The sequence below is a fragment of the Salicibibacter halophilus genome (assembly GCF_006740705.1).
In the GTDB taxonomy this organism is placed as follows: Bacteria; Bacillota; Bacilli; order Bacillales; family Marinococcaceae; genus Salicibibacter; species Salicibibacter halophilus.
This window is the reverse complement of sequence record NZ_CP035485.1, coordinates 65,230-86,159: the sequence shown is the minus strand read 5'-3', so window position 1 is coordinate 86,159 and position 20,930 is coordinate 65,230. Positions and strand designations below refer to the sequence as shown.

Here is a 20,930-nt window from a genome sequence, read left to right as displayed (position 1 = left end):
AGGCCGCTTTCTCATTCCATAAATCTTGCTCCCGCAATTCCGGGGTTTGTCATTTCCTGGGGATCAAGAATCTCTTCCAGTTCTTCTTCCGATAAAATCCCGCGTTCCACGCAAATATCTTTCACGGAACGGTCGGATTCAAGCGCTTCTTTTGCCACTCGGGAAGCGACTTCATACCCTACGTGGGGATTGATGGCCGTAATAATCCCCACGCTTTTGTGCACCATTTCTTTCGCCTCTTCACGATTGGCCGTTAGACCTTCCAAGGCATAGTTTCTAAATACGTTCAACCCGTTTTCCAGTACAGACAAGGATTGTAATAAGTTAAACACAAGCACGGGGCCCATAACGTTGATCTCCATTTGCCCGGCCTCAGAGGCCAAACTAATCGTATGGTCGTTGCCGATCACCTGAAAAGAAATTTGGTTGACGACCTCACACATGACCGGATTCACTTTTCCGGGCATAATTGATGACCCCGGTTGGCGGGCAGGCAAATTGATTTCGTTTAAGCCCGTTCTCGGCCCCGAACTCATCAACCGCAAATCATTGGCCATTTTGGAAAGGTTAATCGCCAGCACTTTTAACGATCCGGAGAGCTCTGTGTAAGCGTCGGTATTTTGCGTGGCATCCACAAGATCTTCCGCACTTTTTAATTTAAGTCCGGTTAAATCGGCCAAATATTTTGCCACTGTTTCAATGTATTCAGGCTCGGCATTCAAACCCGTGCCGACAGCGGTTGCCCCCATATTGACGGCATTTAAATTATCGACCGCCCGTTCTATTCTGTAAAGATCCCTTTCCAGCATCCGTCGATAAGCGCCCATCTCTTGGCCGAGGCGAATGGGGACAGCGTCCTGTAAATGGGTACGCCCCATTTTTATGACATCATCGAAGGATTTTTCTTTCTTTTTTAATGTGTCAATCACTTCTTCGAGTACATTTTGCAATCCTTGGGAAAGCTTCAATGCCGCGATATGAATGGCCGTCGGAAACGTATCATTCGTCGACTGGGCCATATTCACGTGCGTATTCGGGCTTAACCGGTTGTAATCGCCTTTTTCATAACCCATGATTTCAATTGCCCGATTCGCGATGACCTCATTAGCATTCATGTTAAAGGACGTTCCGGCGCCTCCCTGAATCGCATCTACAACAAATGCATCGTTGAGATCGCCCGCGATGACCTCTTCCGCCGCCTTAATAATCGCGCTCGCGAGTGATTCGTTTAATCCGCCAACATCCCTATTCGCCATTGCTGCAGCTTTTTTTACGTAGCCGAAGGCTTGAATTAAAGATTTGTGGGGCGGATATCCCGTGATCGGAAAGTTTTCCTGCGCACGCACGGTTTGAATGCCGTAATAGGCCTCTTTCGGCACTTGTTTTTCACCCAAGTAATCCCGTTCTATACGATATTCCATAATTTTTGTTCCCTCCAATTATAGATGTAAAAGGCGAGGAGTAGAGGCAAGGATTTTCTCACCTTATTTTTTCACCTAATAATGAGCCGATAAGAGCCACGGCCGCTTCTGCCGTTTTGTTTTTTTCATCGAGGATTGGATTGACCTCCACAAATTCGCACGAGGTAACCTTTCCTGTTTCCTCCAACATCTCCATAGCCAGATGACTTTCCCGGTAAGATAAACCACCAACGACCGGGGTTCCCACACCTGGGGCATCGATGGGATCAAGCCCATCCAAATCCAGGCTCACATGAACACCGTCGCAATGGCTGAGATAATTGCTCGTCTGATTTATTACTTCACTCATGCCGAGTCGGTCGACTTCATGCATCGTAAAAACTTTGATGTTATGTTTTTGAATCAGCGATTTTTCCGCATCATCCAATGCTCTAGCTCCGATAATCACGATGTTTTCGGGATTAACCGCCGGTGCCTCTCCGGCAATGCCGGTTAGAGACTCGTGCCCGAGTCCTAAGCTAACCGCCAACGGCATCCCGTGAATATTTCCTGAAGGGGAAGTTTCCGCGGTATTCAAATCTCCATGAGCGTCGTACCAAATGACACCCAGGTTTTGATAATGGCGTGCAATCCCCGCCAGGCTCCCGATGGCAATGCTATGGTCACCGCCGAAGACGAGCGGGATTGCATCGCCTGATGAGATCTCGTCCATTTTTTTTGCCAATGTTCGATTCGTTTCGACGACAGCGCTCAGATGCTTCAAGCGTTCTTCGGATTCCTGCTCGTAACGAGCCGGCACCCTTAAATCTCCATGGTCATGAACATTATATCCGAGCGTTTCCAGTCGCTCCCGCACCCCTGCATAACGAATCGCGCTGGGTCCCATATCAACCCCTCTTCGGTTTTGCCCTAAATCCAAAGGCACCCCCAGCATCGAAATGTTTTTCTTTCGCAAATTATGTACCTCCTCTATTTTAACGGCCGACTGCGACCGTCAAAATAACCTAGCCGTTTCATCACGAGCCATGCTGCTCCGTAAATGCCTGCATCATTGCCAAGTTCGGCAGTTTCCAAAGCTAATTTTCGATCGGCTTCTTTTAAAACAAAGCGTTTAAAATGAACGAGCAAAGGCTGTAATAACGTGTTTCCGGCTGCTGATATCCCGCCGCCAATAATAATTTTCCCGGGATTCAGCATCGTCGCCGCGTTCGCAAGGGCGTACCCCAAATAATAAGCGGCTTCATTCACGATATGAAGCGCAAGCGCATCCCCTGCTGCGGCTGCTTCATAAATATCGATTGCGACACTGTTTTCATCCAATATGCTTGTTCCGATCCCATTGCGAAGATAATCGCGCAAACTTTTGCTTAACCCTTTTGCAGCTACATATTCTTCCAAGCACCCTTCGCGCCCACACGTACACAGCCGCCCGTGCGGAACAACGAGCATATGGCCGATCTCGCCGGCAGTTCCGCTGACTCCGGTAACAAGTTCCCCGTTCACAAGCAACCCGCCCCCTACACCGGTACCGATCGTGATAAAGAAAGTGGAATCTTCTTTTTTTCCGGCGCCTTGCCAGTGTTCGCCCGCTGCTGCAAGATTCGCGTCATTATTGACATACACAGGCAGATGAAGCGCATCCGCCAGCATCGAGCGTAAAGGATCATTTTTCCAGCCGATGTTGGGAGCGGAAACAATTCCCCGCTCTTCATCAATGAACCCCGGAACACCGACACCTACACCAAGCAGGTCTCTTTTTGAAATGCGGTGCTCGTTCAAACGTTCGTCAATGGCTGCAGCGATTTGACCCGGAAAATCTTTGCCGCCATTTTCTGTGTCCGTCGAAATCCTCCATTGGTCCCGATATTCTCCTTTGTCCGTCAGCAGTCCAAATTTTGTCGTTGTTCCACCGATGTCGACACCTACAATGTACGTTGCCATCCTTAGACGCTCCCATCCGCCCGTTATTCATGATTGCTTTCTTTCAACCTTCTTTTCTCCGCTTGCAAAACGATTTTACAGTCATAATAATCGTTTGGTTCCAGCAGCCCCGCTTCCTTTAACATCGACAATTCTTCTTCCATCAAGATCAGATCCGCTTCCGGATCTCTTGTATAAATCACCGAATGATAGCGTAACAACAGTTGACGTATACCGTGGATTGAATCAATTCTCATAGCAGTATTATTATAGCAATTTTCCCGTGGAAACAAAAATAAGCACGAATAAAGGCGCGTAAGGAAGCCATTCAAACCTTGGCCAATAGGAATACAAGTAACTTTGCGCCAAAAAACCGATAAATAACCCTGCCGCAAATACGATAACGGAAAATAAATAGGTGAAGACTACAGACATCCATACGTTTACAAGTGCCCCGGTAAAAAACAGCAAAACAATTACACTTGCCCAAATACGATAATCACTGCGTCCGAAAAACCCGTGCCTTAAACGATCGGCCATGATTACCGAAACGATAAATGCTAGCGTCCCCACAAACCAGAAAGCCTGGATCCAACCATCCGAAACAAAACTTAAATACCCGTTGCGCAAACTGAAGCCCAAATAGCCCATCCCCGCGAAAATCACGAGCATCAACAACAACCACCGCTCAACTTCACCATGCCGTTGGTAAAACAATAGTGCTCCGATCACGGATGCGATGACAAACACCGCCAACATCCTCTCCACCTCCCATTCAACGGTACAACCTTAGCATTAACGTATGCGCACTTCAGGTTTTCCATGAGATGAAAGGTGGGGGAAAAGATCCGGGATGGAGCATTCAATCCCTCTAAAGGTCTTCCAATAAATCTTCGTATTGTTCATTATCAGGTTCTATTTCAAGAGCCCGTTCAGCGTATTCACGGGCCTGTTCTTCCTCGCCCTCTTCTGCATACACAAGCGCGAGATTATAAGCTGCCTCGTGAAAATCCGGGTTCTCGTCCAATGCTTCATGATAGTAATCCCGGGCTTCCTCATAATCCTCAAGCCCAAACGCTGCATTTCCGATCACAAAATACGCTTCGAGCATGTCTGTCTCCTCAATCACACTCGCCATCGTATCGTAGGCTTCATCATACGCCTCTTCTTCCATAAGTTCCTGAGCCATTTGAATCTGCACAATAGGTTCCGCCGGATCGTTTCCTTCGCCGTAATATCCATAGGCAAATAAAAGTACGGTGAGTAAGGCAATCGCGGGAATAACGCCAAGTTGTTTTAATTTATACGTCTTGTCAGGCATGCCCACCGTAGCTGCGGCTAGAAATCCCCCAACTAAACCTCCCATGTGGGCACCGTTGTCAACCATTGGAACGACCGTCCCGAAAATGACATTAATCAAAAGAATGATAATAACACTTCTTCCGATCGTTCGGAAAAAAAGACGAGGATGGCTGATTCCAAAGAAAACCAGAGCGCCGAAGCAGCCAAAAATCGCTCCGGAAGCTCCCGCGGAAACCTGTTCGGTAAACGCATAACTGGCCGTGGAACCAACAATGCCGGCCACCAAGTATATCCAAATAAACCGTGACGTTCCAAAAATACGTTCCACTGCCGTTCCCAAAAATAGAAGGGCAAGGGAGTTCATAAATAAATGAAAGATCCCGATATGCAAAAACATCGACGTGAAAATACGCCACCATTCCCCGTCATCGATCAAGGGGTTATATTTTGCGCCGAAATCAATCAGTGCCAACACATCCGTTGAGTCCGCGACCGATTCCATCCAGACAAAAATCATTAAAATCAAAGCGAGCAAAACATACGTGAAGCGTGACTTTCCATATGTAAAAACCTTGACGGCTTCCTCTTGCTCCCGCTCAATATTTCTTATAATGCGTTGCCGTTGATGGGCTGTTTTTTGGGCTCGCGAATCCTCATCATCGTCAAGCATTTCTTCTTTGCTAGGCCAATTTTCTTCTGCATGTAACAAGCCTAAAAACTTTTCAATATCATCGCCGTGCTGGGCTCCGACCGATGCGGAAAATAACCATGTTTGCATCGGCTTGCGCCGCGCCGCATCGGTATAAATAATATCACGCGTCTTGCTTTTCCAATCGTCCGCGGGAGCCATTGAAGTAATATATAAATTATGGTAAACGGTTGCCTTGCGGGGAGAACCCCTCTTAATAGATTGGAATTGACGGGCATTGTCCTTCATTAATTGACCCAGGCCTCGGCTCCAAGCCATGTCTATTTTGGAAAGGGAAAGCAAAAATTGCTCCTTATCCGTTTCCTTTTCCAGCCATAGTTGTTTGCGGTCATTTGTCACGTGGACAGCCTGGAATCCGTTTTTTGCTACGAGATGATGCGCGAGCTCCCAAAAGAGCACATCTTGATCTCTAACCTCCATCGCGTTCATCCTTTTTCATTCGTCCCCTTTATGGCAAAAGCCAAAAAGGTTTTCCTCCTCTATCATAAACGACAGCAGCATGCCAATGCGAATATTTGCCATCGTACCCATTAACCATTGCCAGGTTATGGCCATCTTAGTTCGGCCGTTTGCACTAGGTCGCAAACGGGGAATATCTTTTTAACATTCTTCGCCGTAAAGGCGGGATGGCCATAACACTTTTGACCAGTAAGCGCCTGATTAATTTATACCTTAGAAGATAACAGCGATAGCGATAGATGAGGAAACCAATGGTGGCTAAAACAATAAACGCCAGGATGTTTTTCATAAATACCTCCTCCTTCCGTTCTTAGCTTGGCTGATTCATTCAGCGGCTATACGAGGAGAAAGATAGCCATGGCGAATAAAGGCGCCACAATGGTGCATGCAATGTTCACCTTATTATTGTCAAAACCCGGAATGCCTCGTATGATTTGAGTGTTATGGCCGCAATGGCTTGTATCTTCCGTAAGACGATTGCAGCGCATGCATTTGCGCTCTTCTTGAAGATAAGCCCCAATGGCTGTATCGGCCATCGCCCCGGTAAAACCGGCGATCGTCATCACGAACATCCAATCCCCACCCAAAAGGAGGAAGCTTCCGAAAATAGCGATAAGACCGCTTCCGATAAATGCAGCCATCGTGCCAATCGGCGTAATCGCTCCTGATCGCCCGGTATCCGTACGAGTGTTGATTCTGATATGGTACGGGCGCCCGCCCCATCGACGGCCGCCCTCCGTTGCCCAAGTGTCACTGTTTGCAGCAGCAAGCGCGCTTATGAACATGATCTTGGCAAGTTCATCGTCTGCAAACAAAAAAACCGAAAAAGCAAGAAGAGCAGCGACACCGCCGTTGGCAAACACTTGTCCGGCGGTGCGCACTTCCGTTTCCCGCTTGAACGTACGGGTCGGTAATCGACCGAACAATGTACTGCCGATAAAAAATAGCGCCAGGAGGAGCAGCCCTTCGTAAGAAAAAGGAATGGCAATGCCCGCGCCAACAAGAAATGCCGTCCAGGCACCACCAATGGTCAACGTCTCATAACGATAAGCAACGTAAGCCATAAGGGCGACGCCTATAAGCAACAGAATAACCATTATGCTTGCTCCGTCACTAAATGGTGAACGGGAAGATCGTGCGTTTCAATCGGCAAAGAGGGAAAAAGTTGAAAAGAAAAGGCAAGTGCGGCGGTCTTTCCTTGGTAATTTTCAAGAAACCGGTCGTAGTAGCCGCCGCCAAACCCGATGCGATAACCCGCGCGATTAAAAGCCAAGCCCGGTACGATTACGAAGTCGATGTTTTCCTTTGCGATTTGTTCACATTTGGAAGGCATAGGTTCCTGCAAGCCATGGTTCCCGTTCTCCAAATGTAAAAACGACGTCAGCGTATAAAAGTCCAATTGATGGCGCTCACGGTCCACTTTGGGGACGACGATCGTTTTCCCTTCCCGCCAAGCTTTCTCTATGATAGGCCTTGTCGGTATTTCTTGATATGTATCAACGGTTACGGCAACGATTCTTGCTTGTTTCCAGAATGATTGGCCAAACAATTCCCCATGTATCTCCCGGCCACGCTTCTCCCGTTCTTCACTTGCCAGCATGGAAAATTGTTCACGCACATACACGCGAATCTCTTTTTTGTTCATCATTCTGCCATCCCCTCCAACATAAGAAAAGTAAGCAGCGTACTCACCTGCTGCTTACTTTGTTTCACGGTGAAGCGTATAACGATTAAGCCGTGGGCAAAATTTGTTTAGCTCCATACGCTCCGGATGGGTCCGTTTATTTTTTGATGTGATATAGTTTCTGTCTCCAGTTTCCGTACACGCAAGTGTTACTTGAACACGCATGGCTATCCCTCCTATTTCTAAGCAATCGTACTTGATAATATTATCAGGTTTTTTGACATAAATCAACGCTCTCCTGATTTTAGCAAGAGAAAAAATAGGAGGCAAGCTTTTACTCCTCATCGTCTTCCGGGTCCCGGAAAATCTCTTCGTCATCGTCGGATTCATCCGGTTCGGGTTGGTCCTCTTGCATTTCAAAATAAGCATCCAACGCTTCGCGGGTAATCGAGTTCGCCAGGCCTGAATCTTCATCGCTCGCCGACGTATTCGGAACAAGCACCCCAATGGCGACTTCTGGATCATCATGCGGCGCATAAGCGACCATTGCCTGATTTTGAGCTTCCTCGCCGTTATCATCGACCGTTTGTGCCGTTCCCGTTTTGCCCGCCGGGTTGTAATCGGCACCGTCGAAGTCGTCCGATGCTGTTCCTCCGTTGTCTCCGCCTTGTTGCATCACCTGTCTCATGCCTTCTTGCATGCGTTCAAAATCCTCGTCTGTATTCCCGACGGTATTCATCACTTCTGGACTGTTCTGACGCACGACAGATCCGGATTCATCATTGCCCGCAGCGGGTTCCAGAATTTCTTTCACGAGTGTCGGCTGCATCCGTTCCCCGCCATTCGCCATAGTCGCGGCATACTGGGCCATTTGCATCGGTGAGTACGTATCAAACTGCCCAAAACTCATCATCAAATAGTTTTCGGTGCTATAGCGCTCATTTTCGCCCGTCACCTCATTGGGAAGGTCAATGCCTGTCTCAATGCCCAGGCCAAATTGGGCGTAATGGTTACGCAATGCGTCAAAGCCCTGCTCAGCGCCGGACCAATCCCTGCCGCTCACGCCGAGCTCATAATCGGCCAATTCCATCGCGATTCTTGACATATAAATGTTGGATGATTGACGGATGGCGTCAATGTCGTTCACGGCTCCCAAATCTCGCCATGAAGAGATCGGTTGCGATTCGGGCAAATTGATGGGCGTATCTTCATAGAATGTGCCGTGATCGATCACGTCGTTTTCATAGCCAGCCAGCACGGTCGCCATCTTGATTGTCGACCCGATCTCATACTGTCCCATCACCAGGCTGACATCTTCATCATATGACGCCATGCTAAGAATCTCTCCCGTGTCCGGCTCCATCATGATAACATGGGCTTCCGGGTCCTCCGTAAAGGTGCTCGAGCTCTCGATGTTATCGTCAATAATATCTTCCACTTCCTGCTGCAAAGCCATATCAATCGTCAAAACGAGATCGTTGCCCCGCTTTCCGGGATCCGTAGACTCATTCCCGTCGCTGTCGGTGGTGATTTCGGCTTTTTCCCCCCGCAAGACGCTTTCATACTGCCGTTCCAAGAAGGACCTTCCGACGATGTCCGTCCGCTCGTACCCTTCTCCCAAGTATCGATCCAGCTCTTCTTCAGGAACTTGACCGGTCCCGCCGAAAAATGACGGGAAACTGTCCCCATAAGGATACATCCGAACAGAGTCCCGCATGACATCGATGCCGGGCAGTTCATGCGTTAACTCGCTGAGCGCGTGGGCCGTCTCTTCATCAATCCCTCTCACGACCCGATGGGGCGAGTAATTATAGCCGCCCATCATCTCTGTCCAGATCGCCACTGTCTCACGCTCGCCTTCATCAATGTCGTCCATTACTTCCTCTTCAGGAAGTCTGTCAAGTTGCAGTTGATAGACTTCATCATCTTCCAAGTCTGCTTCTTCCTCTTCATTCACCAATTGATCCGCTTCATCTTCCCTCGTTTGCAGCCAATAGTCCTGCCATTCCCGTTCATTGATATCATCAACATCGTCTTCGTCTATATCCAAAAAGTCCGTTAAACGATTGGCAACCTCGAGCATCTCATCCTCATTGCCCGGACGATTGGTATAGGTAAGGGTTAGCTGCAATTCATTATCAACAACCGTATTTCCGTTTCGATCCACCATTAATCCCCGCGGCGCATCAACGTTCGCCGTTTGTTCCCCTTCATTATTGACCATCGCTTCATATTCTTCCCCTTGGACAATTTGAATATAGCCAAGGCGTAAGATCAAAATAGAAAATAAAATAAATACGGCAAAAAAAAGGATATTCAAACGTAACGGAATATGATTTTTCCGTTTTTCCTTTGCCATAAAGTTCTCCTCCCCTTACCAAAAAGCATGTTCGTTTTCCCTGTTGTTTATTGTATCACAGCCTTATCAAGATTCCCATGAATGATCATTTCTGTTCGTGCAAAAAAGTGTGAACTACGTTTGGCGTTCCTGATCCCCGAGGCTTTTACTGGAATATTCGTCGTCGGGAAGCTTGCCGCCGTGAGGAGTAATATGGCGAATCGCCATATATAGAAAAAGGTGCCCGGCGCCAAACACAAGCAATGTAAACAATATCCCCTGTTTATCGCCCAACACACGAATAAAAATCAAAAAACAGACGATGGAGACAGCCCGCCCCCCATTCACAAACCATTCTCTCACAATTAAATACTCCACACGCATAGAGGCCGCCTTATAAGCTTTTCCGATGATATCATACGTCATCGACACAAATGGCACAAATATCAACGGATAGGCAGCCGAAATCAAAATGCCGTACATTAACAGACGTGCATAAGTAGGATCGGGAACGATAAAGAAAATGGCCACGTAAAGAAGCAGGGAACCGATAAAAATCGAGCGCCGGCGCATGCGCACAGGCAGAAACCTACCCACGGCAAAATAACAACAAAACGAAATGGCCGATGTGATTAACCCGTAGGTTCCCAACGCCAATTCACTTTGCGTCGCCGTATAGACCCACAATATGATTAAAAAAGTAAAAACCCCTTCTCGCGAGCCTTGAAAAAAATGGGCATAAAGGATACGCCGCCAATCCAAGTCCTCATGCCGTCGCTGCCAAACTTTGCTGATGCGGAAAATCCCCGCGGAGGAGCGCTTTTTAAATTTAAAACTGACAATAACCGCTGCCGCAAAAAACAACAAAGATACGGTAAAAATAGACTGATAGCCGCTGTAGCCCGGAAACCAGGCTATAATAATTCCGGCCGTTATCGGACCAATCATGCCCGCGAATGATGTAAATAAACCCAGGTAGCCATTGAAAACATCTCGTGTCTCCGGGGATGTTATTTCAAATGTAAGCACGTTAAAAGCAAGCCAATAGACCCCGAAGCCCAACCCTAACAGCAACCCCAGCAAAAATAGGAAATCCTCCACACTCGTTCCGGCAAAAAGCACGGCGAAATAAAAAAGTGCAAGCAGTACGATGCCGACCCTTAACACAATGGTTCGATCCATGCGCTTTACCATTCGACCTGCGTAAAAAAAAGCCAATGGGGAAAAAAGAACAGTCGCCAGTTGATAAAATGCAATTGCGGTAATGCTCCCGGATTGTTTCCATATGTACACATTGACGAACGTATTGGACAGCGCCGTACTTAAGGAGTATAAACCACCAATCAATAGCAACAGTTTAAAGTCATTCGTTACTTCCACATTTTCCGGAAGCAGCCGTTTGAAAATCGCGGAGACCATCACACACACCTACCTCACCTTCAGTTAGCGTGTGCAATTACGCGTATGCTATTCCGCGTTTCCACTAAGAAAAACCTAGCTTGGGAAAACCGCCCAAGCTAGGTCCTTGTCATGATCACTGCCTGTCCGATAGCCGGTACTCATAACCGTGAACGCTTTTATAATACTCCGGATACATCTCCCCTTCACATTGTTGGCAGGCAAACATAGGTGGGACACTGGGGTCGCCGGGATCCCTTTCGTCAAAATCGCGTACCACTGTGTAAGGGATCGCTTCTTGTTCATGACACTGTAAACAAAGAAAGTTGACGGTCTTGGGATGCCGGTTCTTCGAGGGTTTCTTCTTCTTTTTTTGTTTCTTTTTTCGGTGTTTCGATACGGGGGACATGACCGACCTCCCTTTCCAAATAGCTTCTGGCTGTTTCACCCAAGGCGACTTTAACCACTAATCGCCCATTCTCAAGACAGACTTCTCCCTTGTACTCAAAGTAGTTATCGCATTTGGGACACCGCAGAGGATCCTTATGTCCGCTGGCCATGACCCGTTCTCTCCAGGTTTGGCGGCTCAGGGTTCGCTTGACCTGGGTGATCCACTTCTTCTTCGTTTTTTGCCAGGCCGCCAGTACCTTTTTACTCAAGTTTTTCGTTCTTCTCGAGTATAGCCCGTAATGGCGGATCGTTTTAAACTGTTCATCCGGAATATGACGGATCAGACGCATGATAAAGGCCTCGACACTTATCGTTTCATCCTTCTCTTTTCCGTCCATTTTATCGTGATACGTAAACGTCACCATTTGCCCGTCATAGGCCTCGATCCGATTGATGCCAATCGCCGGTCGACGCATATAACGGCCAATATACCGGAGTTGGTCTTGCACCTTTCCCCGGTGTTTAGGGGCATAGATATAAAAGCCCTTTCCGTTTTTGGAAAACGCTTTTTGGAGACGCGCTTGCACACGTTTCTTGTCCTTTCCGGATAAATGCTTGCGAATCAGCTTCAAAACAACGGTTTGCCATTGTTTGCGAAGCATCTGGAAGGGGAGAAAATCATACGTTTTCCATGCCCCTTTCTTTGTCATCCCGCCCATTGTCACCAGCATGTGAATGTGGGGGTTGAAATTGACTTGGGAGCCAAATGTATGTAACCCCACCATGATCCCCGGGGTCACTTTGCCTTTCTTCTCGAAGTATTCTTTGATCAGCCGTGCACCTTCATCCATCATTGTTTTCAATAGTTCCCGGTGGAGAAGAAACACGTCTCGTAGACCTTCATCGATGGTCAAAATCACATGACGATGGTTCACCTGGAACACATCTTCCATGAGCAGACGACTCCATTCCTCGCTCTCGCCGATCGAACAAGTCGTACAAAATCGACCTTTACAACGATAGGGAACTTTTCGGGTCTCATGGCATCCTTCGCATACAAAGAGCTTGAATCCGTTCTCAGGATTCCCGCAATCCCGGAATTTTCCCACTTCTTTATGGACAATGGGGCGGATACGATCCCCATGTTTTTCGACAAATTGTTCCCAATGTTGATGGTGGTCAAAGAATATACGTCGAAGAATATTAGGTTCCATACCTCCACCCTAACACATTCCCCGGCATAGAAGGGGCCAAAATTTATACTTTCTTATCTTTTAAAAATCCCCTTGAAAAGGAATTCCTCTTCAAGGGGATTATTTATTAGGCATTAGGCTTCTTTATAACGTCTTTCCACCTCAGGCCAATTCACGACATTCCAGAACGCTTTCACGTATTCCGGACGACGGTTTTGGTATTTGAGGTAGTATGCGTGCTCCCATACATCAATGCCGAGAACCGGTGTTTTCCCTTCGGTTAAAGGGGAATCCTGGTTCAAAGTGTCCTGAATGGCCAAGTTCCCACCGTCTACAACGAGCCAAGCCCAGCCTGAACCGAATCGTCCGAGTGCAGCATTGGTGAATTCCTCCTGGAATTGCTCAAAACTGCCCCATTTGTTTTCGATCGCGGACAACAAGTCTCCGGATGGCTTTCCTCCTCCGTCCGGGGAAAGAATTGTCCAAAAAAGCTTGTGATTCGCGTGGCCGCCGCCGTTGTTACGAACCGCGGTACGAATGTTTTCGGGAACTTTATCTAAATTCGTCACCAAGTCTTCAACGCTTTGATTGGCGAGGTCATCATGACCGGAAAGTGCATCATTTAACTTAGTTACATAAGTATTATGGTGCTTGTCATGATGAATGTTCATCGTTTCTTCATCAATGTGCGGCTCCAATGCATTTGCTGCATATGGAAGATCTGGAAGTTCATAGTTAGCCATGTGAATCTCCTCCAATGTGTTAGTTTAATTAACAGGGTAACAAGCTCTCACTGAATTACTCTACCCTGCCCCTATTAACTTTAAACCTATTTTATATTTTTTTCAAATATTTCATTGGTAGTATGGACGCATTTAAAATAAAAAACCCCTCCGTAGCCGGGGGTTGATTTCTGTGTATGGTGGACCCTGTAGGACTCGAACCTACGACCGGACGGTTATGAGCCGTCTGCTCTGACCAACTGAGCTAAGGGTCCTTGAATGGGGCGGTTGATGGGACTCGAACCCACGAATGCCGGAGCCACAATCCGGTGCGTTAACCTCTTCGCCACAACCGCCATTCTACTTTCAATTTTGGTAGCGGCGGAGGGAATCGAACCCCCGACCTTACGGGTATGAACCGTACGCTCTAGCCAGCTGAGCTACACCGCCATCCTCGTGCAATTTTTTAAGACAATGGATAATATATCATAGAAATAGAAAGACAGCAAGCCTTTTTTGTGCACAAACCTCAGATCCACCAGCTAAATCCAACGAGCAAAAGGCCGACAAACAGCAAAATAAACTTGATCACGGCCCCCGCCAAATAACCGATCAATGAACCTAATCCTATTCTCCCCAGGGATTTGAGGTTATGCCCGCCAACCAGCAATTCTCCGATAACCGCACCGGCCACGGCACCGATAATAATTCCAAGGAAAGGAATAATGAACGGACCGACGATAAGGCCGATCATGCTTCCCCATACCGCTCCTTTGGAACCGCCGATACGGGTAATGCCATAGTAACTTGTAATAAAGTCAATCACAAAAAGGAGGCTAACAATGATTGTCTGTCCTATCCAAAAACCAATCCCAAATTCCCCAAAGCCCACATACAATCCGAAAAAAACAATCGCGAGAATATAAGCCGGACCGCTCGGGATAATGGGGTAGACTACTCCGATAACCGCAAGGGCATAGGCAAGAAACGCCAATCCTATCCATAATACGTCCATCGCTGCCACTCCCTCCCAGTGCAGTCTGCTGCACTTTTCATCTTCTTCCCGAATTTGCAAACGGGCAACAACATACGGTCTATTGTTCGCTTAAAACTGCTTGAGCAATATTAACCGAATGGTCCCCGATTCGTTCAAGGTTGCTAATGATATCGACAAAAATAACACCTGCTGACCCGGAACAGCGGCCATCATTCATGCGCATAATATGTTTCCGGCGCAATTTCCTTTCCATCCGATCAATTTCAGCCTCTTGTTTTTCCGTGGCTTTTGCCGCTTCCATGTCCTGGTGTTCAAGGGCATAGATGGCATCTTGAAGCGTGTGAAGCGTTAGGGATACCATTTCATCAAGGTCTTCTTTCGCATCCTCTGAGATATTGACCTTGTTTCTCATTTGATAATCAACGAGTTCCATGATGTTTTCAAAGTGGTCGCCAATTCTTTCAATATCCCGGACCGTATCGAACAGCATTGTATGCACGTAGGAATTCTCGGGGGACAACGATCGATTGGATATTTGCATTAAATAGCTTGTGATCTCATGGTCCAAATTGTTGATGGCTTCTTCGTACTGGGTAGCCCGCTCTGCATTTTTTCGTTGATGATTCTTAATGTATTTATTGACTTCGTGCAACCCTTGCTGCGCATAATTAGCCATGCGCAACACTTCCGCCCGTGCTTGTCCAAGCGCGATGGACGGGGCGCGCTGGATAAACGATGTATCCAGATGCTTGGCTTTATAATCAATCTCTGTATCTTTTCCGGGGATGAGCTTCGTTACGATTGTTGCCAGAACGCCGATAAATGATACTTGAATCAACAAGTTCGCAATGTTATAGGACCCATGGGCAACAGCAATGGTCATGGGCGGACCGAGGTTGAAGGCTTCCTCCAGATAAGCTATAAATACCGAAAATGGCTGCAGTAAAATAAGAATGATGACAGCACCTATCAAATTGAACAAAACGTGGCTGAGCGCTGCCCTCTTTGCCGCAACCGACGCACCGATGGATGCTAACACCGCTGTAATCGTCGTCCCGATGTTATCACCGAATAAGACGGGAAGCGCTGCGTTTAATCCAATCGCCCCCGTATCGTAGAGTTGTTGCAACAAGCCGATAGCCGCTGTTGAACTTTGGACGATCACCGTGAAGGCAGTTCCGATGATAACCCCCAAAAGGGGATTATCGCTCATGCTGATGGTAAGGTCCTCAAATGCCGGACTGTCCGCCAACGGAGAGACGCCGTCTCCCATGACAGAGAGGCCAAGGAACAAAGCGCCAAACCCAAATATCACTTGCCCATAATTGTTCGCCTTTCTATTTTTAAAGAAAAAGATGAAAAATGTACCGATAAAAATAATCGGCAACGCGTATTCCGTGATGTCGATTCCAATGATGAAGGCGGTAGCGGTCGTTCCCACATTTGCGCCCATAATGACGCCAATGGCTTGACGCAAAGTCATAAAACCGGCATTTACCAGCCCGACGGTCAGCACAGTCGTACTGCTGCTTGACTGTAACAATACCGTCACCACGATCCCCGTAATCACACCTTTGACCGGATTGGAGGTGAACCGATCCAACAACTCGCGCAAGCGGTCACCGGCAATTTTCGTAAGGCCGTCACTCATGTATTTAAGGCCAAACAGAAAGATCCCCAGCCCCCGAAAAACATAAACAGGAGCTCTTGCAGGTCCAAAATCGCTCATCCCTTCACAAAGAAAAAATTAAAGGTATTAATCATGTTGCAATGGTTTATCCTTGTCTATTATTCATCAACTTCACGGCTTTGTAAACAATAATTTTCGTTTTTCTGATATAATCGACACGGCACGCATCGCCTTACCCTTACATAATAGAGGAGCGTCATCACTTTGAATATTTGGAAATCTTTTTTTTACAGCTTGTTTTCCCCGTCAATGATCGGTCGTTTTCGCATGCAAAAGATCGGCAGAACGATTTTGTATGTGTTTTTGCTCGTACTCATCATCAATGTTCCTGCCGCCATTTCCATCAGTTCGTTCGCCCTCTCCGCCGGCGATCGCCTGCAGCACGTCCTCGCCGAGGATATCCCCGATTATGAAGTGGAATCGGGAACATTGGCGGTGGAACACGAGCAAATGCCGTTTACGACCCATATCGATGATACCTTGGTCCTCCTTGATGACTCAGGGCAAGTGCATCCGAGCGATCTCGACGGCGAAGCAAACGTCACTGCCCTTTTGGAGGATCGCGCCTTCATGGTGGCCGACGGGGATGTGGAGCAATTGGAGTATGGAGCATTTAGTTTTACAAAAGCTGAACTACAAGAAGCAACCGGCAGCTTTTTAGAGCTTCTTCCCGCTTTTATCGCCTTAATATTGATCCTCTTGTATTTGTTTGCGTCGGGAATGAAGTTTATCGGGGTATTCGTAATCTCGGGGATTGGATTGCTGCTTAAAAAATTCTACCCCGCCCGGTTGCAGTATCGCCATATGTGGGTAATGAGTGCATATATCGCTACACTCCCCTCGATAGTGGGAGCGTTTCTCGACGTCGCCGGCCGTAATGGCGATTTCTCCTTCTGGGTTTATTGGCTGCTCGTGATCGGGATCTCCATCCTCGTTTTCCGCACGCTCCCGAAACCCAAATCTCGCCGGACCCGGGAAGAATAAAACGGTTAAACCTTTTTATAGTATTAGAAAACTTGGCTTTTCGCCAAGCTTTTATGGGTCGAGTAGGAGGGAGCCTCACCTTTTGTATGGATTGTGCTCCTCCCCCTCACAGATCCGTGCGGGCGCAATTAACGCACACGGCTCCTCACCAACATCTTTCACAAAATATAGCTAATATGGTTCCTTCGTTCATAGATGTTCACCTTGGCCCTTGGTTTCGGTAAGGGAAACTTAATAAGAAATAACTGAAACTTCTCCCAACCGAACGACTTTCGTTGGCTTCTCCGGTTCATCCATTTGAAAAATTGTTGGATGACCGCATCCCGGAACCTCACCACTGCGGTTACGTTGTCTGTGATACAGTAGTAGTTGTAATAACCATTCAGAGAACGGCTTAGTCTACGGACAATGTCCTTCATAGCCAGATGACGGTGAGCTTTCAGCCATTGGTTCGTTTGTTTGAGCTTGGAGGCTATTTTCTTCTTGCTTGTTTTGCGTTTCACACGAAATTTGCCTTTCTTGCTTTTGCCGCAATAATGGGTGAAACCAAGAAAATCAAACGTTGGCGGGTTCCCTTTCCCCGCCTTTTTATGATTCTCCGCAGCGAACCTCCCAAACGGAATAATTTGCGTTTTATCTTCCGCCACTTCCAGGTTAAATTTGTTCAACCTCAACTTGAGTGCATCGTAGAATGCATGCGCATCTTCATGATACTGAAAGCAGCAGACAAAGTCATCTGCGTATCGCACAAGATATGCCTGCCCTTTGATTCTTTTCTTCACATGCTGTTCAAACCACAGGTCCAAAACATAGTGCAGATACACATTCGCTAGTATCGGCGATATCAGGTTTCCCTGCGGCGTTCCGCTCTCCGTCTTATAATGTTTCGCTTGCTCCATGTATCCGCCCTTGAGGAAACGGGCAATGATTCGGAGAAAGCTCGGGTCTCCAATACGTTCTTTCAGAAATGCCATCATCCACTTGTGGTCAACATGATCAAAGAAACCTTTGATATCCACATCCACGATGTAATTCACATATCTTCTCTCTATATACCCATTTAATACCTTCAATGCATCATGACAATTACGCTGGGGACGAAATCCAAATGAACAATCCAGAAAATCATTCTCATAGATGGCGTTCAAAATGGGCGCCATCCCTTTCTGAACAATTTTATCTTCGTGTTCAGGAATCCCCAGGGGTCTCTTCTTTCCCTTTTCATCCTTTGGAATATAGACCCGCTTATCTGGGCTGGGCCGATAGCTCTTCTGTTTCATTCTAGACACTAAGTCTTCGATATTTTCCTCAAGATTTTGCTCGTACGTTATCTTGGTTGTTCCCTTTACACCAGCTGCCTTACGGTTAGGGAGTTGGTGATGGCATTGCATAAGGTATTCAGGATTCAGCAGGTGCGCAAGAGATGTGAATGTCATAGCTGGGTTGTGCTTAGCTAATTCTGCTATCCTAGCAAGTTTTGTTTCCATTCCGTGTTCCTACCTCCGTGTGTAGGGAATGTGTCCCTTGTTAAGGTGATGTCGGCGTGACACTTGCCTTCCCTCTTTCGGCGTTACCCGACGTCATCGGTACTACGCGGTCATCCGACTTCCTGCTGTCGTCTGGTTTCCTCGCTTTGTATCGCTTGGTCAACCATACTCCCTTCGACTGAAGAAAGAACAAACAGGATCTCCCGAGTTCTCGTGTCATCATTGTATCGCATGCCTGGCTCTCCGACCCCGAGGGAGCTCCGTATATCTCACCGATAATGACATACGGAGTGTCGTTTTCCGGTCTTTCGACACCGTCAACCTCCCCGTTTTAACTATTTACGAGGCTCAATCACTTTCAGGCCTACGACCTAACTGTCTACGCTTAACCCAATGGATTACTCCGTTGAGTCCAAGACTCGCTATTGATGGCTTGGTTAGAGCCTTATCAAACAGGGGTTCCACCTGTTAAATGACACGACCTATGCTCGGTCGCTCCGAAAGCCTTAGTTGCACTTATGTAGGTAAGAAAGTTGATTTATACTTTCTTACCTACTAAAAAAATCTTCCGAGAACGCCGTGTGCCAGTCGTTTTCGGAAGATCTTTTCGTCTTGTGCTATTTCACAGACTCCGTGATGCTTACATTCTTCAATTCCTTAACGTAATCATCTGTGACGTGAACCTGCATAGTCTCTCCATCTTTCATAAATTTAAATATACCGTTGTTGAAATCCGTGCCCAATTCCTTGAAAAACAAACCTTCGTGCTCGCTATCCGCTGTGTGATTGAAAGAGAGGCGGTGATATTCCCCTTTCCGGACCAAATAGGCACGGACACCTTTTTCAAAATGGCCTTGCTCACCTTCCAAAGTACGGGCAACCGTGACGAGATGGAGATCAATGAATGGGATCTCTTTCAAAAGCGATTTTATCAACGACCCTTTCGCGATTTCGCTCAAGCGCCTCTGGGTCGTCTGGCCGAGAATTATCTGGGTGATATGCTTTTCCCGAGCAACTTCCCCGATCACTTTTGAAACAGGGCGCGCTTCATTATCCTTGATGATAAGTTCATCGATGCCATATTCATTTACCAACGTCTTCCAACGATTAACGTAATCCGCTTTCTCAGCGTCCAGTTGATCGAGTGGGTTTGGGTCAATCGTCAAAATGTATAAAGGGCATCCAAGCATACCCGCGATTCTGCATCCACGCTGAATAAGCTTCTCACTGTTCGCTCCATAATACACAAATACCATAATTCTTTCATCTACATGACCTTCGATTTTCTTCATGTTGACCTCCCCCTGACATCTGTTTCCACCTTTGAATGAAACAAAAAGATACGTTCATCTCATTACCCTCATAGAGGTATGTACGTTGATCGAGAGATTCGGTAAGATCTTGTTATTATGTTTATAATAACATCCTAAAAGCGCTGACACTAGTTCGACAAATACACGCTACATTATTTATCCTATAATTGGTCGATCCAAGGATTAACCGTTTTTGTTACACACTTTCTCTTTTTAAACTTCCGCAATATCCGTAATGTTAAAAAGGGAAAGATGCTCATTTTTTGCTATCCTATGTATAATATTGCCAAATTCATGCACTGCTAATGGGGAGGTAACTATGGAATATGTAGAACCGATTCGGGACCTGGATCAAATACGGGCGATCAAACAGAGCTTAAAACAACGTTCACTCCGGGATTATTTACTTTTCACGCTTGGGATCAACACCGGGCTCAGAGTCAGCCACTTACTGGAACTACGGATAAAACATATCATGAATGAGAACGGCAAACCTAAGGAGTTTTTGGTGATATCCGATAACGAACAAGCCATTTACTTAAACAAAAGTGCAAAACAAGCCATACGTAAGTACATCAAAGAAAAAACAACCCTTCGCTTGGAAGAACATGTCTTCCTTTCAAATTACAACCACCAGGCCATCACACGGCAGCAGGCCTATCGGATCATACGGCGGGCAGCCACCGATGTCGGCATCCATGGCCATATTGGAACCCACACACTGCGAAAAACATTCGGTTATCATGCGTTCATCCAGGGCGTTTCTTTATCTTTGCTTGAAGAACGTTTCCATCACGCAACACCTTCGGAAACATTACACTATATCGGTGTTAAACAGGAGGAAATCGGAACTCCGCTTATTGATGTCGACTTGTGACGGCGGATCGTTTTTTTCCTGATGATAAATCGTATGGGTTGATCGGGTTACACAACCGTATGTTAGTATATTGTTGTGTAACCTAGAGAAAGGGAACAGGAGCTGT

Annotated in this window: 19 protein-coding genes and 3 tRNA genes; 2 read left to right on the top strand and 20 right to left on the bottom strand. The window is 46.9% G+C overall.

The features are described from left to right. Nucleotides 1–11: 11 nt before the first annotated feature. The 18 genes from EPH95_RS00435 to EPH95_RS00350 all read right to left on the bottom strand — a co-directional run bounded on the left by EPH95_RS00435 (nt 12) and on the right by EPH95_RS00350 (nt 16,202). Nucleotides 12–1,421 carry an aspartate ammonia-lyase gene (locus tag EPH95_RS00435; RefSeq protein ID WP_193556994.1) on the bottom strand — a complete coding sequence of 470 codons (1,410 nt, stop codon included), beginning with the start codon at nt 1,419–1,421 and terminating at the stop codon, nt 12–14. 58 nt (nt 1,422–1,479) lie between these two features. After that, nucleotides 1,480–2,355 carry an arginase gene (gene rocF / locus EPH95_RS00430; protein WP_142091415.1) on the bottom strand — a complete coding sequence of 292 codons (876 nt, stop codon included), beginning with the start codon at nt 2,353–2,355 and terminating at the stop codon, nt 1,480–1,482. Nucleotides 2,356–2,390: 35 nt separating this feature from the next. Beyond that, on the bottom strand, nt 2,391–3,362 hold the full coding sequence (locus tag EPH95_RS00425; RefSeq protein WP_142086365.1) for an ROK family protein: 972 nt from the start codon (nt 3,360–3,362) through the stop codon (nt 2,391–2,393). 23 nt (nt 3,363–3,385) lie between these two features. Further along, on the bottom strand, nt 3,386–3,598 hold the full coding sequence (locus EPH95_RS00420; protein ID WP_227003988.1) for a YqgQ family protein: 213 nt from the start codon (nt 3,596–3,598) through the stop codon (nt 3,386–3,388). Nucleotides 3,599–3,608: 10 nt separating this feature from the next. After that, nucleotides 3,609–4,100, bottom strand: coding sequence for a hypothetical protein (locus EPH95_RS00415; protein ID WP_142086363.1), 492 nt, complete (start codon nt 4,098–4,100; stop codon nt 3,609–3,611). 112 nt (nt 4,101–4,212) lie between these two features. Next, nucleotides 4,213–5,781: a rhomboid family intramembrane serine protease gene (locus EPH95_RS00410; RefSeq protein ID WP_142086361.1), complete on the bottom strand. Its 1,569-nt coding sequence runs from the start codon at nt 5,779–5,781 to the stop codon at nt 4,213–4,215. Nucleotides 5,782–6,146: 365 nt separating this feature from the next. Next, nucleotides 6,147–6,908, bottom strand: coding sequence for a DUF92 domain-containing protein (locus tag EPH95_RS00405; protein WP_142086358.1), 762 nt, complete (start codon nt 6,906–6,908; stop codon nt 6,147–6,149). Continuing rightward, the gene (locus tag EPH95_RS00400; RefSeq protein WP_142086356.1) at nt 6,908–7,459 is read right to left on the bottom strand and encodes a 5-formyltetrahydrofolate cyclo-ligase; all 552 of its coding nucleotides are present in this window, start codon (nt 7,457–7,459) and stop codon (nt 6,908–6,910) included. Before EPH95_RS00400 ends, EPH95_RS00405 begins: the two co-directional genes overlap by 1 nt. A gap of 51 nt (nt 7,460–7,510) precedes the next feature. After that, nucleotides 7,511–7,660 (bottom strand): 50S ribosomal protein L33, encoded by a 150-nt coding sequence (gene rpmG / locus EPH95_RS00395; protein WP_142086354.1) that lies wholly within the window; start codon nt 7,658–7,660, stop codon nt 7,511–7,513. 109 nt (nt 7,661–7,769) lie between these two features. Continuing rightward, a complete protein-coding gene (locus EPH95_RS00390) occupies nt 7,770–9,794 on the bottom strand; it encodes a peptidoglycan D,D-transpeptidase FtsI family protein (RefSeq protein WP_142086351.1) in 2,025 nt (674 codons plus the stop codon). Nucleotides 9,795–9,908: 114 nt separating this feature from the next. Continuing rightward, nucleotides 9,909–11,192, bottom strand: a complete 1,284-nt coding sequence (locus EPH95_RS00385) for an MFS transporter (RefSeq protein ID WP_142091413.1) — start codon at nt 11,190–11,192, stop codon at nt 9,909–9,911. Nucleotides 11,193–11,473: 281 nt separating this feature from the next. Then, nucleotides 11,474–12,775, bottom strand: coding sequence for an IS91 family transposase (locus EPH95_RS00380; RefSeq protein WP_142086246.1), 1,302 nt, complete (start codon nt 12,773–12,775; stop codon nt 11,474–11,476). Between the two features lie 113 nt (nt 12,776–12,888). Further along, a complete protein-coding gene (locus EPH95_RS00375; protein WP_142086349.1) occupies nt 12,889–13,497 on the bottom strand; it encodes a superoxide dismutase in 609 nt (202 codons plus the stop codon). Nucleotides 13,498–13,674: 177 nt separating this feature from the next. Continuing rightward, nucleotides 13,675–13,751 (bottom strand) — tRNA-Ile (locus EPH95_RS00370). A 5-nt stretch (nt 13,752–13,756) separates the two neighbouring features. Continuing rightward, nucleotides 13,757–13,832, bottom strand: a tRNA-His gene (locus EPH95_RS00365). A 17-nt stretch (nt 13,833–13,849) separates the two neighbouring features. Further along, nucleotides 13,850–13,926, bottom strand: a tRNA-Met gene (locus EPH95_RS00360). 79 nt (nt 13,927–14,005) lie between these two features. After that, the gene (locus tag EPH95_RS00355) at nt 14,006–14,491 is read right to left on the bottom strand and encodes a DUF456 domain-containing protein (RefSeq protein WP_142086346.1); all 486 of its coding nucleotides are present in this window, start codon (nt 14,489–14,491) and stop codon (nt 14,006–14,008) included. 79 nt (nt 14,492–14,570) lie between these two features. Continuing rightward, on the bottom strand, nt 14,571–16,202 hold the full coding sequence (locus EPH95_RS00350; protein ID WP_319592802.1) for a Na/Pi cotransporter family protein: 1,632 nt from the start codon (nt 16,200–16,202) through the stop codon (nt 14,571–14,573). A gap of 165 nt (nt 16,203–16,367) precedes the next feature. Between EPH95_RS00350 and EPH95_RS00345 the strand changes: the two genes are divergently transcribed. Beyond that, nucleotides 16,368–17,147, top strand: a complete 780-nt coding sequence (locus EPH95_RS00345; RefSeq protein WP_142086344.1) for a DUF1189 domain-containing protein — start codon at nt 16,368–16,370, stop codon at nt 17,145–17,147. Between the two features lie 158 nt (nt 17,148–17,305). On the opposite strand, the gene ltrA is transcribed toward EPH95_RS00345, so the two are convergent. Beyond that, nucleotides 17,306–18,634: a group II intron reverse transcriptase/maturase gene (gene ltrA, locus EPH95_RS00340; protein WP_142086342.1), complete on the bottom strand. Its 1,329-nt coding sequence runs from the start codon at nt 18,632–18,634 to the stop codon at nt 17,306–17,308. Nucleotides 18,635–19,251: 617 nt separating this feature from the next. Then, nucleotides 19,252–19,926: an adenine nucleotide alpha hydrolase family protein gene (locus EPH95_RS00335; RefSeq protein WP_142086338.1), complete on the bottom strand. Its 675-nt coding sequence runs from the start codon at nt 19,924–19,926 to the stop codon at nt 19,252–19,254. Nucleotides 19,927–20,266: 340 nt separating this feature from the next. On the opposite strand from EPH95_RS00335, the gene EPH95_RS00330 reads away from it, so the two are divergent. Continuing rightward, nucleotides 20,267–20,824: a tyrosine-type recombinase/integrase gene (locus EPH95_RS00330; RefSeq protein WP_142086336.1), complete on the top strand. Its 558-nt coding sequence runs from the start codon at nt 20,267–20,269 to the stop codon at nt 20,822–20,824. Nucleotides 20,825–20,930: the final 106 nt, after the last annotated feature.

Excerpts from the sequence above, each read along its gene's own strand:
- EPH95_RS00435 (WP_193556994.1), bottom strand. The coding sequence starts at position 1,421 with ATGGAATATCGTATAGAACGGGATTACTTGGGTGAAAAACAAGTGCCG.
- rocF (WP_142091415.1), bottom strand. The coding sequence starts at position 2,355 with ATGCTGGGGGTGCCTTTGGATTTAGGGCAAAACCGAAGAGGGGTTGAT.
- EPH95_RS00425 (WP_142086365.1), bottom strand. The coding sequence starts at position 3,362 with ATGGCAACGTACATTGTAGGTGTCGACATCGGTGGAACAACGACAAAA.
- EPH95_RS00420 (WP_227003988.1), bottom strand. The coding sequence starts at position 3,598 with ATGAGAATTGATTCAATCCACGGTATACGTCAACTGTTGTTACGCTAT.
- EPH95_RS00415 (WP_142086363.1), bottom strand. The coding sequence starts at position 4,100 with ATGTTGGCGGTGTTTGTCATCGCATCCGTGATCGGAGCACTATTGTTT.
- EPH95_RS00410 (WP_142086361.1), bottom strand. The coding sequence starts at position 5,781 with ATGAACGCGATGGAGGTTAGAGATCAAGATGTGCTCTTTTGGGAGCTC.
- EPH95_RS00405 (WP_142086358.1), bottom strand. The coding sequence starts at position 6,908 with ATGGTTATTCTGTTGCTTATAGGCGTCGCCCTTATGGCTTACGTTGCT.
- EPH95_RS00400 (WP_142086356.1), bottom strand. The coding sequence starts at position 7,459 with ATGATGAACAAAAAAGAGATTCGCGTGTATGTGCGTGAACAATTTTCC.
- rpmG (WP_142086354.1), bottom strand. The coding sequence starts at position 7,660 with ATGCGTGTTCAAGTAACACTTGCGTGTACGGAAACTGGAGACAGAAAC.
- EPH95_RS00390 (WP_142086351.1), bottom strand. The coding sequence starts at position 9,794 with ATGGCAAAGGAAAAACGGAAAAATCATATTCCGTTACGTTTGAATATC.
- EPH95_RS00385 (WP_142091413.1), bottom strand. The coding sequence starts at position 11,192 with ATGGTCTCCGCGATTTTCAAACGGCTGCTTCCGGAAAATGTGGAAGTA.
- EPH95_RS00380 (WP_142086246.1), bottom strand. The coding sequence starts at position 12,775 with ATGGAACCTAATATTCTTCGACGTATATTCTTTGACCACCATCAACAT.
- EPH95_RS00375 (WP_142086349.1), bottom strand. The coding sequence starts at position 13,497 with ATGGCTAACTATGAACTTCCAGATCTTCCATATGCAGCAAATGCATTG.
- EPH95_RS00355 (WP_142086346.1), bottom strand. The coding sequence starts at position 14,491 with ATGGACGTATTATGGATAGGATTGGCGTTTCTTGCCTATGCCCTTGCG.
- EPH95_RS00350 (WP_319592802.1), bottom strand. The coding sequence starts at position 16,202 with ATGAGCGATTTTGGACCTGCAAGAGCTCCTGTTTATGTTTTTCGGGGG.
- ltrA (WP_142086342.1), bottom strand. The coding sequence starts at position 18,634 with ATGGAAACAAAACTTGCTAGGATAGCAGAATTAGCTAAGCACAACCCA.
- EPH95_RS00335 (WP_142086338.1), bottom strand. The coding sequence starts at position 19,926 with ATGAAGAAAATCGAAGGTCATGTAGATGAAAGAATTATGGTATTTGTG.
- EPH95_RS00330 (WP_142086336.1), top strand. The coding sequence starts at position 20,267 with ATGGAATATGTAGAACCGATTCGGGACCTGGATCAAATACGGGCGATC.